Here is a 13,029-nt window from a genome sequence, read left to right on the forward strand (position 1 = left end):
ATCATACTAGAGAACGATATGTTTTTTAATACCTAAAATGAAAATGGGACTGAAGAATCAATTCTGATTCATCAGTCCCATAAATTATAGAGCCAGAATCAGTCGATTGTGATGTTTTTTTGTTAGGTTATTCGTTAATCCGTGATGCTTCTTGAAACTGATAAGTGGCAGGATCAGCTTTCACTAGAAGCGGCAATTCTTCTTGGGTAAGGACGGTCAACTGATGCATCGCCCGTGTCGCCATTGTATAAAAAATCAATTGGTCTTGTTCAGTCACGAAAGTGGTACCTGGTGTCCAGACAAATACTTGGTCAAACTCTAGCCCTTTTGCTAAAAAGGCCGGGAAGATCATGACATTGCGTTTCATGAAGTCTTCTTCAGAGGTGATCAGCTGCACTTGTTCCTGCATTGTTTCTGCCAGCTGGGCATATAACTGCTGGCAATCCTTTGCGGTTTTACAAATGATCGCGGTGCGCCAACGCTGATTCTCCGCTGCCTTTCGAATACTGGTTTCTAGGAAAGCCAGATTTTCAGATTCAGTTCCTTTAACAATTGTTGGTACCGCACCTTTACGAGCCGTCAATTCCACTTGATCACTGCCAACTAAAAATTGATTGGCGAAATCTGTGATTTCTTTAGTCGAACGATAGCTGGTTTTCAATTGATAACGTTTCACGCTTTCGTGGGGGAATAATTCTGCTAATGCTCCGACGATCGTTTCATTGCCATAAACTTTTTGGTTCAAATCGCCGCACAGGGTGATACCAGCCTTTGGATAAAGCTGACGCAGCAGAGCCACTTGTGCTGGTGGAAAATCCTGCATTTCATCGATAAAGATAAACCGAGCTTTTTCTTCGACGTGAACAGGATAAAGCTGTTTGATCAGTAAGAAAAACAAAACGGCGTCTTCTTGTTTGATTTGTCTTTGGCGCATTCCTTGGCGAATGTTGGCAATACTTTGCTGCCAAGCCGCAGCCTCGATGCCAGTTTCTTTGACTGCAGCAGACTCAACCGATTGTAAAAAGTGTAAGTATTGCTTGGCTTGGTTGATAAACTGAAAGTTTTTCACTCCCCGCGTCAAGGAACGGAACTTCTTACGCACGATCTGCTGTCTGATTTTCTTCCGCAAACGGCGTTCGTTTTCTTCGCTGTATTCTTGATGAGGATCGTTGGCAAATACTTGTTGCAATTGCTCTTCGGTCGCTTCTTTGACCCAGTCTTTTTTGGCTTCATCTTTTTCCAAGCCGCCGATTTTTTTAAATAATTTTGTTTGAAGTAGTTGGGTTCTTTGGTAAATCGGCAATTCATGATTGGTTTCTTGGTACCAGCGGCGAATCTGTTCTTTTGTCAAATAGGTTTGCCCTTGGATTTTTAGATCACGGAACAAGGGGCCGATCGGTGCAATCGAACGGACATAACGGTTGATTTTTTCCACCAAGAAAAGACTACTTTTGATTTTTTCAATGGCATCATCGTCGCCGCTTAAAAAGTTCTCTTCTTGTTGGGTTTCTTTTGTTACTTCATAGCCAGTCAGAATCAATTGGATAAAGTGGTGGAAGGTTCTTGTGGGCACTTCACTTTCCCCTAATGAAGGCAGGACCATGGATATATAGTCAGAAAACAAATGATTGGGTGAAAACAGCAAGACTTGTTTTTCGTCCAGCCATTTGCGATTACGGTAAAGTAAAAAGGCGACCCGTTGCAATAAAGCAGAGGTTTTCCCACTTCCAGCAATCCCTTCGATCAGTAAAAATTTATTGGTGGTATCACGAATAATTTGGTTCTGTGCTTTTTGGATCGTTGAAACGATGTTACGCATTTGAGAAGAAGAGGCCTCATCCAAGATTTCCAATAAAAATTCGTCATTGATGATCTCCGAAGTATCGACCATCGATAAGATCTCACCATTTTGAATTTTAAACTGGCGTTTTAAGAGCAGCTCTACCGTAAAACGGTCGGTGTCTGTTTCGTAGAAGGTTTCACCAAGTTCTCCTTCATAGTAAAGATTAGCGATCGGTGCGCGCCAGTCAATGACGATCGTTTCTTCCTCTTTGTCTCGTAAAGAAGCGATCCCTAAATAGAGGGTCTCGGTTTCTTGCTCTTCTTTGAAATCGATTCGAGCAAAGTAGGGATTGCCTGCCATCGTTGTTAGGGTTTTGACGCGTTTTTCTTGTGATTCTGCGGTTTGATACTTGATCAGCAGTTCTTGTTCATGCTGCTGGTACTCGATAACTGATTCATAAAAGGCTTCACTGTCGCCTCCGCGAATTTTCTTATCGGCGATTTCTTTTAATTGATCATCCATTTTAGCGGCTAATTCTTGTTTTTGCTGCGAAAGGATCGCTTGTTCTCTGTGGATCAGAGCAATGGTTTCATTGACATGTTGTTGTTCTTTTTGACGTTCGTTCACGAAGGATCCTCCTTAAAAAAATTGCGACATAAAATTATAGCATATTTTCCCTGTGAATGTCGTGGAAAAAAAGAAACTATGCTAATATTTATAAAAAGAGCTTAGGTGTTCAAAAACGAAACGAAATAGAGGTGGAAAAGGTGAGAGAAGAAGCAGAATTGCGCCAATTGATCCTGTCTGTTGGGAAACGTGTTGGGGCACGTGCCATCGGTTTATCTGGTTCACGGACCGATCCACAGGCGCCAAAAGATATTTTGCAGGATTTTGACGTGGTCTTCGTGATGGAGGATATTCAGCCTTTGGTCGATGATTCTTCATGGTTAGAAGCCTTTGGATCAATCATGATCAGGCAAACACCGGAAGCTAGCACGATTTATCCGCCGAGTTTGGGCGGGTGTTTTACGTACTTGATGCATTTTTTAGACGGAGTAAGAATCGATCTCATGCTATGTCCACTTGCACTGGTCGATCGTCTTGCTAAAGAACCAGGCTTGCAGCCGCTGCTTGATCCAGACCAATTACTAAGTTTTGCTAATCAAGCAAATCATTCGCATTACTGGATCAAGCGCCCGACCCAAGCCGCTTTTCGGGAACACTGCAACGAATTTTGGTGGGTAAGCACGTATGTCGTGAAAGGGCTGCTTCGAAAGCAACTAATTTATGCTACGGATCATTTATACACCATTTGTTGGCAAGAATTGTTATGGATAGAAGATTTGTTTGTTGCCCATGCTCAGCAATTTCAGGTGAGTACTGGGAAAAATCATAAATACCTGCAGTCGTTTCTAACGGAAAAGGAGTGGCGGGAATTGACCTCATTGCTTGATTTTTCCACGATCACTGCTTGCGGTCAGTCCCTTTTGAAGATGCAAAAACGATTTGATAAGCAAGCAAAGAAAATCAGCGAGAAATTAGGGTTGGCCTATGATTGGCAAGAAGCTGAGAATGTCCAAACATATACGAAGTATTGGAGTGAAAAAAATTGGCAGATGAGACCAGAGAACCAAAAATAAAAGACAGTCAGATTCAAGCGTTTTGGCAGCGGTTTTTAAAAGCAAATCCAAGAAATCAATCTTCTCTGACCTATGAAGATGCTTGGTCCTTTGGTGATACTTCAGAAATGGCGGATGAACTGGCAGCACTTGTTTTAGCTGGCAAAAAGACAGCGACGACCTCTGCCGCTGCGCTCTATGAAATCGAGCAAGAAGCATTGCCACAATCAGAAACGTATAGTGTCCTTTTAGATGGTTCGGATGTACCAAGAGCTGTTCTTTATTTAGAGTCAGTGTCGATCGTGCCATTTGATGAAGTGACAGCAGCGTTTGCCTTTTTAGAAGGGGAAGGAGATCGCACTTTGGCTTATTGGCGCCGAGTTCATGAAGCTTTTTTTCGACGAGCTTATGCCTCAGCGGGGTTGTCTTTTCACGATCAAATGCTATGCGTTTGTGAAAAGTTTTCTGTCGTGTATCAGGAGGAATAGAGACACGTTTTTCTTTGGAAATCATGGGAATAGCTTTTGTCTTTTTGAAAAAGGTGTATAATCAAAAGCAAACAAAGGAGGAAATCGTATGCCATTTATTCATGTCGAACTAGTTGAAGGGCGTTCGCAAGAACAACTGACGAATATGATGAAAGAAATCACTGAGGCGGTCCATAAAAATACGGGTGCCCCTAAGGAGCATATCCATGTCATCATCAATGAAATGAAGCAAGGAACCTATGCTGTGAATGGCGATTGGAAATAATTCTCTTGCTTTTTCTTGTAGGTAGTGGTTTAATTGAGCCATAATCGATCAATAAAAAAGACACCTGAGTTTGAGAGTCTTCGATAAGAGAGGGAAATCTTGGCTGAAAATTTCCTGGAAGAAAACCAAAGGATGACCACTTTTTTAGACCTCTGTCGAAACGGAGGCGGTTGAACCGTTATCTCATGAAGAGGAAAACAGACTTTTTCTGTTTTCGAACAATAGGTGGAACCACGAGTGATCGTCCTAGTATCGTAACCGATACTAGGACTTTTTTATTGATTGAAATCATTCAAAGGAGGACATTCATATGTCATTATTTATTACATTTCCTGATGGCGCAAAAAAAGAATTTGCTGTTGGGGTAACAACTAAAGAGATTGCTGAAAGTATCTCGAAAAGTCTTGCAAAAAAAGCCTTAGCTGGAAAAGTCAATGGACAACTGATCGATCTTTCACGTCCGATCGAAGAAGATGCAACGATTGAGATCGTGACACCCGATCATGAAGACGCCTTAGGTTTACTTCGTCATTCGACAGCTCATTTAATGGCTCAAGCCATGCGCAGACTCTATCCATCGATCCATTTTGGAGTAGGACCTGCAATTGATTCTGGTTTTTACTATGACACAGACAATGGGGAAAACCCAGTAACTGCGGAAGATCTACCAGCAATCGAAGCAGAAATGATGAAAATCATTAAAGAAAATCTGCCAATTGAACGACGTGTATTAACAAAAGAGGAAGCTTTGGCTCTTTTTGCTGAAGATCCATACAAAGTTGAGTTGATCACAGAATTACCAGATGACGAAACGATTACTGCCTATCAGCAAGGAGAATTTGTTGACTTATGCCGCGGCCCTCATGTCCCATCGACAGGTCGTATCCAAGTGTACAAATTGTTATCAGTAGCCGGAGCCTATTGGCGTGGAAGTTCTGATAATCAAATGATGCAAAGGGTATATGGAACAGCCTTTTTCGATAAGAAAGACTTGAAGGAATTTATTCGTTTACGAGAAGAAGCAAAAGAACGCGATCATCGTAAATTAGGGAAAGAATTAGAATTGTTTATGTTGTCCCCTGAAGTCGGCGCGGGTTTGCCTTTCTGGTTGCCAAAAGGAGCAACGATCCGTCGTACGATCGAGCGTTATATCGTGGATAAAGAAGTTAGCCTTGGGTACCAACACGTATACACACCAATCATGGCAAACGTGGATTTATACAAAACATCAGGGCACTGGGATCATTACCACGAGGACATGTTCCCACCAATGGATATGGGGGATGGCGAAATGCTGGTTCTACGACCAATGAATTGCCCGCATCACATGATGGTTTACAAAAATGACATCCATTCGTATCGTGAACTACCAATTCGGATCGCTGAATTAGGAATGATGCACCGCTATGAAAAATCAGGGGCACTATCAGGGTTGCAACGGGTTCGGGAAATGACCTTAAATGATGGTCATACATTTGTTCGTCCTGATCAAATCAAAGAAGAATTCAAACGGACACTGGATCTTATGGTGGGCGTTTACGAAGACTTTAATATTACTGACTATCGTTTCCGTTTAAGTTATCGCGATCCACAAAACAAAGACAAATATTTTGATGACGATGCGATGTGGGAAAATGCGCAAACAATGCTAAAAGCGGCCATGGATGAATTAGAATTGGATTATTTTGAAGCTGACGGTGAAGCAGCTTTCTACGGACCTAAACTAGATGTCCAAGTGAAAACAGCTTTAGGTATGGAAGAAACCTTGTCAACGATCCAATTGGATTTCTTATTGCCTGAACGGTTTGATCTAACATATGTTGGTGAAGATGGCGAAAACAATCACCGTCCAGTGGTGATCCACCGCGGAATCGTTTCAACGATGGAACGTTTTGTGGCTTACCTGACAGAAGTCTATAAAGGGGCATTCCCGACTTGGTTGGCACCAATCCAAGCATCGATCATTCCGGTCTCAGTCGAAGCCCACAGCGACTATGCTTACGAAATCAAAGAACGCCTGCAAGCGCAAGGACTGCGAGTGGAAGTGGATGACCGCAACGAAAAAATGGGGTATAAGATCCGTGCATCACAAACCCAAAAAATTCCTTACCAAATTGTTGTTGGGGATCAAGAAGTCAATGATGCGACAGTCAATATCCGTCGCTACGGCAGCAAGGAGACCCAAGTCGAAGAATTGAATCTGTTTGTTGATGCAATGGCTGCTGAAGTGAAAAATTATAGTCGAGCATAGCTTTTGGTTCAAAGAAAACGAATGATTTTATAGTATAGGCACCTGCTTTCAGCAGGTGCTATTTACCTTTTTTAATCTATATAAAATAAAATAATTAGATTTTTTTTGTTTTTGTGAATAAAATCGTGTATAATTAGTAAGTGATAAAAAGGAATAAACTAGAAGGAGTTTGTGATGAATTATAATTACGGAGTTAGAAAGAAATCGGTTGTATCGGTCATTTTATTAACATTTATTACTTGTGGCATTTATACATTCTTTTGGATGTACCAAACAACCAAAGAGCTGGCAGAATACAGCGGGGATAATCGTCTTTCGCCAGAAACGTCGATTTTACTCACGATCCTTACTTGTGGATTGTATCAAATTTATTGGTGGTACCGAATTGCGGATATCTTTATGAGTGCACAACAACGAGCGAATATGCCTCGTCTGAGTGACAACAAAATTCTTTTTGTCGTCTTGAGCCTGTTTGCTTTTGATTTCATCAACATGGCGATTTTACAAGGTGATATGAACCAAATGTGGGAAGCGGCTGATCAAAATGCCATGACCTCATCTAACAATACAAACGATTCGTCTGATTCAGATGATTGGGCAGATTATTGATTTGTCCGTTTAAATGGTTAACGGGGTTTCCTTGTCCAGGTTGTGGCATGACGCGCGCCTATTTGCACTTATTTCAGGGTGATCTTGAAGGTGCGCTGCATTTTCATCCCTTGTTTTGGTTAGTGCCGATCGTATTCGGAATTGTTTTATTCAAAAAAAATCCGAAAATCAGCAAACTTTACTACAGTCACAACCTGTGGGTGACATTGACACTTTTGGTACTAGTGGTTTATGGTGGTCGGCTCTGGCTTCATTTCCCACATGACGCGCCAATGGACTTTGATCCAGAGAGCATTTTCCCACAACTACTACGTCGGATTGGTCAAGTGATTCACTAACAGCCATTCACCCAAGCATTAAAAATCTTTAAGAAAATACTTTGTTTTTTTCTGAAAGCGAAGGGAACATGCGACAGTAGTTGAATCTTTATGAAAATTGTGTTATATTTACAATGTAATGATACTTAGAGTGAGTGAGCGGTTTTTTCGCTCACTCTTTTTAATGGAATGAAGTTCGTTTCGTTGAGAAATAAAGGAGGCGATGTTGTGAGTACGGTAGTGGAAACTGTTACAGATATAGTGACCCCTATTCTGGATGCGCAAAAATTTGAATTAGTTGAAGTAGAATTCGTGAAGGAAGGGAAAAATTGGTTTCTTCGTGTGTTCATTGATAAAGAAGGCGGAATCGATATCGAGGAATGTGCCTTTGTCAGTGAACAACTTAGTGAACAATTAGACCAATGCGAACCTGATCCTATTCCACAGGCCTATTTCTTGGAAGTTTCTTCCCCTGGCGCCGAGCGTCCATTGAAGAAAGAAGCAGATTATCAACGGGCAGTCGGCGAGTACATTCATGTTTCTTTATATCAACCGATTGATGGAGAAAAACAGTTCGAAGGCTTTTTACAGTCATTCGACGAAAATCAGCTAGTTATGAAGACCCGAATCAAAACCAGAGAAAAAGAACGAACGATCGACCGGAAAAATATTGCCAAAGCTCGTTTAGCCATTCAATTTTAAACACGGAGGAATGAAAGAATCATGAGTAAAGAAATGTTGAATGCATTGGATGCATTAGAAGCAGAGAAAGGCATTTCAAAAGAGATTGTCATCGATGCCTTGGAAGCGGCATTGGTTTCAGCGTACAAACGTCATTACGGGCAAGCACAAAATGTGGAAGTAGAATTTGATCAGAAAAAAGGCAATATCCACGTCTATGCAGTCAAAGAAGTGACAGAAGAAGTCATGGACTCGCAACTAGAGGTTTCATTAAAAGAAGCGATGACAATCAACCCCGCTTATGAAATCGGCGACAAAATCCGCTTTGAAGTAACGCCTAAAGACTTTGGTCGTATTGCGGCGCAAACGGCAAAACAAGTCATTTTGCAACGGGTCCGTGAAGCGGAAAGAAACATTATCTATAACGAATTTAGTGCGTACGAAAAAGACATTTTGCAAGGAATCGTTGAACGCCAAGACAATCGTTATATCTATGTAAACTTAGGCAAAATTGAAGCCGTGCTTTCAAAACAAGACCAAATGCCAAATGAGTTTTATCAACCCCATGATCGGATCAAAGTATTCGTTTCTCGTGTTGAAAATACTTCAAAAGGGCCTCAAGTATTCGTTAGCCGCAGCCATCCAGATTTGCTGCGCCGATTATTTGAACAAGAAGTGCCAGAAGTATATGATGGTACTGTAGAGATCGTAAGTATTGCTCGTGAAGCAGGGGATCGTGCCAAAGTTGCTGTTCGTTCCTTTGATGCCAACGTCGATCCAGTCGGCACTTGTGTTGGCCCTAAAGGTCAACGGGTTCAAGCGATCGTTAATGAACTAAAAGGCGAAAACATGGATATCGTGGAATGGAATGAAGATCCAGCGATCTTCATCGCCAATGCGTTGAATCCAGCAGAAGTCAGCGACGTTATTTTTGATGTTGATAATCCGAAGGCTTGTACTGTTGTCGTGCCTGATTACCAACTATCATTAGCGATCGGTAAACGCGGACAAAATGCTCGCCTAGCAGCCAAATTGACTGGCTTCAAAATCGATATCAAATCAGAAACAGACATGGAAGAATTTTATGCGAAGCTGGATGAAGGCGACTATATCGATGAGTATGATGCCAACGCTTCAGAAGCTGCTGAAGAAATCAGCACAGAAGCAACAGAATCTGCAGAAACAGTTGATGAAGCGATCCTTCCATCAGACATGACTGCGGATGATTATGAAAATGTTGAGTTTGACGAAAAATAGTTGAGGTGAGATCGTGATGAAAAAACGAAAAATTCCTTTACGAAAATCAGTGATTTCAGGCGAAATGCTACCTAAGAAAGAAATGCTTCGTATCACTCGTTCAAAAGAAGGCGTTGTTTCCATCGATCCGACAGGAAAAATGCCAGGTCGGGGAGCTTATATAGCGATCGAACCGGCTGAAGCCCAGAAAGCATGGGATAAGCGTATCTTGGATCGAGTGCTGGAAACGAAATTGACAGATGAATTTTACCAAGAACTATTGGACTATGTAACGCACCAAAAAGCGCGAAAAGAGTTATTTGCAAATGAATAAAACCAAAGCATTAAATATGTTAGGACTAGCCATGCGTGCTGGGAAATTAGTAACTGGTGAAGAAATGACTTTAAAAGAGATTCGCAATGAGAAAGCTGCTTTAGTCATTATCGCCAGTGATGCTGGTAAAAATACACAAAAGAAAATTAAGGACAAAAGTTCTTATTACGAAATTCCGCTCCTAGATGCATTTTCTGCTGATGAAATCAGTGCGGCCATTGGGAAACCAAGAATGGTCATTGGCATCTTAGATCAAGGATTTGCAAGGAAGGTGCAGGAATTAATATTAGGTTAGGAAGGTGATTGCATGGGAAAAAAAAGAATTTATGAACTTGCAAAAGAATGGAATAAGTCGAGCAAAGAGGTTGTTGAAAAAGCACAATCTTTAGGCTTTGATGTCAAAAATCATATGGGCGCGATCTCAGATGGAGAGGCGCAAAAATTGCAGCAGTCATTAGGCGGCAATCCAAATGGTAAAACATCTGCAAACTCAAATCCCGCAAATCAGAAACCAGCCAACCAGCCGGAAAAACAAGAACAAAAGAAATTTAAAACGCAAAGAAATAATCCTAACTTCCAAAACCGTCATAACAATCAAAGTCAACAGCGAACTACGCAAAGCAATAACCGTCCTGCTGGTCAAGGACAAGTAGATCGCACGAACAGTCAAGGAAGTAACAGACCAAATAACCAAGGAAGTCATAATCGAGTGAATAACCAAGAGAATCGTAACAATCAAGGGCAACAAAACCGCCCAACAAACCAAGGACAGCAAAACCGTCCAAACAACCAAGGGCAACAAAATCGTCCGAACAATCAAGGACAGCAAAACCGTCCAAACAACCAAGGGCAACAAAATCGTCCGAACAATCAAGGACAGCAAAACCGTCCGAATAATCAAGGGCAACAGAATCGCCCAACAAACCAAGGACAACAAAACCGTCCGAATAATCAAGGGCAACAAAATCGCCCAACAAACCAAGGACAGCAAAACCGTCCAAATAACCAAGGGCAACAAAACCGTCCGGCCGCTCAATCTGCAGGAAATACGCAAGGGGCAGACCGTAACAATAACCGTCCGCAAGGCTCGAATGATTCCCGTGGAGGAAATCAAAACCGCGGCAAGTCAAATTACGGTGGACGCAACAATAATTTCAACAATAACAATCGCAACAAATTCAATAAAAAAGGGAAAAAAGGCCGTCAGCAGTCGGAAAAGAAACCGCCAGTTCCAGCACGTAAATTCCGTGAGCTACCAGAAGTATTGGAATATTCAGAAGGCATGAACGTAGCGGATATCGCGAAAAAAATCTACCGTGAACCAGCAGAGATCATCAAGAAACTCTTTATGATGGGGGTTATGGTCAATCAAAACCAACCTTTAGATAAAGATACGATTGAACTGCTTGCTACCGATTACGGAATCGAACCACAAGAAAAAGTTCAAGTGGATATCGCAGACATCGATAAATTCTTCGAAGCAGAAGAACAAATTGAAGAGAATTTAGTATCACGACCACCTGTTGTGACTATCATGGGTCACGTTGACCACGGGAAAACAACATTGCTTGATACTTTACGTCATTCACGCGTAACAAGTGGTGAAGCTGGAGGAATCACCCAGCATATTGGGGCTTACCAAATCGACATCAATGGCAAACCAATCACTTTCTTAGATACTCCTGGACACGCGGCCTTTACCAGTATGCGTGCACGGGGAGCAAGTATCACCGATATCACGATTCTTGTTGTCGCAGCTGATGATGGAGTGATGCCACAAACAGTGGAAGCAATCAACCATGCGAAAGCAGCAAAAGTGCCGATCATCGTGGCAGTAAACAAAATCGATAAACCAGGTGCTAACCCACAACACGTGATGCAAGAATTAAGCGAACATGAGCTGATTCCTGAAGCTTGGGGCGGCGATACGATCTTTGTTGAAATTTCAGCGAAATTTGGGCAAAACATTGAAGAATTGCTTGAAATGATCCTCTTAGTAGCAGAAGTCGAAGATTTGAAAGCTGATCCTACCCAACGGGCGATCGGTACCGTTATTGAAGCGCGCCTTGATAAAGGCAAAGGTCCTGTAGCAACACTATTGGTTCAACAAGGGACTCTTCATGTAGGTGATCCAATTGTTGTAGGGAATACTTTCGGTCGTGTTCGCGTAATGACGAATGATTTAGGTCGTCGTGATAAAGCAGCTGGACCTGCTACACCAGTCGAAATCACAGGATTGAATGATGTGCCTCAAGCAGGTGATCGTTTCGTTACTTTTGAAGACGAGAAAACAGCTCGAGCAGCGGGTGAAGAACGTGCAAAACGTGCTTTGATGGAGCAACGCGCATCAAGCAGTCGTGTGACATTGGATAACTTGTTTGAAAGTCTAAAAGAAGGCGAACTGAAAGAAGTAAATGTCATCATCAAAGCAGACGTACAAGGTTCAGCTGAAGCATTAGCTGCTTCATTGAAGAAAATCGATGTTGAAGGTGTGCGAGTGAACATCGTCCATTCAGCCGTTGGTGCAATCAATGAAAGTGATGTAACGCTAGCAGCAGCAAGTAATGCCATCATCATTGGATTCAACGTCCGTCCAACACCGCAAGCCAAACAGCAAGCGGAAGCGGAAAAAGTCGATATTCGTTTGCATCGCATCATCTACAAAGCGATCGAAGAAATCGAAACTGCGATGAAAGGGATGCTTGATCCTGAATTCGAAGAAAAAATCACTGGTCAAATGATCGTTCGTGAAACATACAAAGTATCTAAAGTGGGCACGATCGCAGGTTGCTACGTAACGGAAGGCAGTATTCGCCGTGACAGTGGCGTCCGCGTGATCCGTGACGGCATCGTTATCTATGAAGGCAAACTTGCCAGCTTGAAACGCTTCAAAGATGATGTCAAAGAAGTGAAGCTAGGGTTTGAATGTGGCGCGATGATCGAGAAATTCAACGATCTTAAAGTTGATGACGTGATCGAAGGCTATGTCATGGAAGAAGTACCGACAAAATAACGGAATGACAACTATACAAGGAGGCTTTTTGAATGGCTAACTATCGAGATCGCCGAGTGGCACAAGAAATCTTAAAAGAAGTCAATCAAATTCTTCGTAAAAAAGTTCGTGATCCTCGCGTGCAAGATGTGACGATCACAGATGTACGAGTAACTGGAGATTTACAGCAAGCAACGATCTTTTACAGCACCCTAACGGACTTAGCTTCAGATAAGCAAAAAGCCCAAGCAGGACTGGAAAAAGCAACTGGCTTGGTTCGTCGTGAATTAGGTCAAGCGTTAACGCTCTATAAAGTTCCAGAAATCCAATTCGAATTGGATGAATCAGTACAATACGGGAATAAAATTGATGAAATGATTCGCGCATTGCACTCAGAAGAATAAAAAAAAGAGCAGCTTCCAATCGAAGCTGTTCTTTTTTATTTGAAAAGAGC

At 42.0% G+C, this 13,029-nt stretch carries 13 protein-coding genes; 12 read left to right on the forward strand and 1 reads right to left on the reverse strand.

Features of this window, described 5'->3' with window-relative positions; all coding sequences use genetic code 11:
* Nucleotides 1-127: 127 nt before the first annotated feature.
* The gene (gene helD, locus ACIPK1_RS16335) at nt 128-2,410 is read right to left on the reverse strand and encodes an RNA polymerase recycling motor HelD (protein WP_400451336.1); all 2,283 of its coding nucleotides are present in this window, start codon (nt 2,408-2,410) and stop codon (nt 128-130) included.
* Nucleotides 2,411-2,550: 140 nt separating this feature from the next.
* On the opposite strand from helD, the gene ACIPK1_RS16340 reads away from it, so the two are divergent.
* The 12 genes from ACIPK1_RS16340 to rbfA all read left to right on the forward strand — a co-directional run bounded on the left by ACIPK1_RS16340 (nt 2,551) and on the right by rbfA (nt 12,979).
* Entirely contained in the window at nt 2,551-3,423 is an 873-nt protein-coding gene (locus ACIPK1_RS16340; RefSeq protein ID WP_400451337.1) for an aminoglycoside 6-adenylyltransferase, read from the forward strand.
* Nucleotides 3,393-3,890 carry an ASCH domain-containing protein gene (locus tag ACIPK1_RS16345; RefSeq protein WP_005235615.1) on the forward strand — a complete coding sequence of 166 codons (498 nt, stop codon included), beginning with the start codon at nt 3,393-3,395 and terminating at the stop codon, nt 3,888-3,890. Before ACIPK1_RS16340 ends, ACIPK1_RS16345 begins: the two co-directional genes overlap by 31 nt.
* Before the next feature lie 88 nt (nt 3,891-3,978).
* Nucleotides 3,979-4,155: a 2-hydroxymuconate tautomerase gene (locus ACIPK1_RS16350; protein WP_005225916.1), complete on the forward strand. Its 177-nt coding sequence runs from the start codon at nt 3,979-3,981 to the stop codon at nt 4,153-4,155.
* A 310-nt stretch (nt 4,156-4,465) separates the two neighbouring features.
* On the forward strand, nt 4,466-6,406 hold the full coding sequence (thrS, locus tag ACIPK1_RS16355) for a threonine--tRNA ligase (protein ID WP_005235617.1): 1,941 nt from the start codon (nt 4,466-4,468) through the stop codon (nt 6,404-6,406).
* 174 nt (nt 6,407-6,580) lie between these two features.
* The gene (locus tag ACIPK1_RS16360; protein WP_400451338.1) at nt 6,581-7,015 is read left to right on the forward strand and encodes a DUF4234 domain-containing protein; all 435 of its coding nucleotides are present in this window, start codon (nt 6,581-6,583) and stop codon (nt 7,013-7,015) included.
* Nucleotides 7,012-7,353, forward strand: a complete 342-nt coding sequence (locus ACIPK1_RS16365) for a DUF2752 domain-containing protein (RefSeq protein ID WP_225869294.1) — start codon at nt 7,012-7,014, stop codon at nt 7,351-7,353. The genes ACIPK1_RS16360 and ACIPK1_RS16365 overlap by 4 nt, the downstream gene beginning before the upstream one ends.
* Nucleotides 7,354-7,560: 207 nt before the next feature.
* The gene (gene rimP / locus ACIPK1_RS16370; protein ID WP_008378146.1) at nt 7,561-8,034 is read left to right on the forward strand and encodes a ribosome maturation factor RimP; all 474 of its coding nucleotides are present in this window, start codon (nt 7,561-7,563) and stop codon (nt 8,032-8,034) included.
* Nucleotides 8,035-8,055: 21 nt separating this feature from the next.
* Nucleotides 8,056-9,270 carry a transcription termination factor NusA gene (gene nusA / locus ACIPK1_RS16375; RefSeq protein WP_008378144.1) on the forward strand — a complete coding sequence of 405 codons (1,215 nt, stop codon included), beginning with the start codon at nt 8,056-8,058 and terminating at the stop codon, nt 9,268-9,270.
* Nucleotides 9,271-9,286: 16 nt separating this feature from the next.
* On the forward strand, nt 9,287-9,583 hold the full coding sequence (gene rnpM, locus ACIPK1_RS16380) for an RNase P modulator RnpM (RefSeq protein WP_005225922.1): 297 nt from the start codon (nt 9,287-9,289) through the stop codon (nt 9,581-9,583).
* The gene (locus ACIPK1_RS16385; protein ID WP_005235626.1) at nt 9,576-9,878 is read left to right on the forward strand and encodes a YlxQ-related RNA-binding protein; all 303 of its coding nucleotides are present in this window, start codon (nt 9,576-9,578) and stop codon (nt 9,876-9,878) included. The genes rnpM and ACIPK1_RS16385 overlap by 8 nt, the downstream gene beginning before the upstream one ends.
* Nucleotides 9,879-9,890: 12 nt before the next feature.
* Nucleotides 9,891-12,596, forward strand: a complete 2,706-nt coding sequence (infB, locus tag ACIPK1_RS16390) for a translation initiation factor IF-2 (RefSeq protein ID WP_400451339.1) — start codon at nt 9,891-9,893, stop codon at nt 12,594-12,596.
* Between the two features lie 32 nt (nt 12,597-12,628).
* Nucleotides 12,629-12,979, forward strand: coding sequence for a 30S ribosome-binding factor RbfA (rbfA, locus tag ACIPK1_RS16395; RefSeq protein WP_005225925.1), 351 nt, complete (start codon nt 12,629-12,631; stop codon nt 12,977-12,979).
* Nucleotides 12,980-13,029 lie beyond the last annotated feature (50 nt).

Source organism: Enterococcus sp. NPDC086594, from assembly GCF_044746145.1.
Taxonomy (GTDB): Bacteria; Bacillota; Bacilli; order Lactobacillales; family Enterococcaceae; genus Enterococcus_D; species Enterococcus_D entomosocium.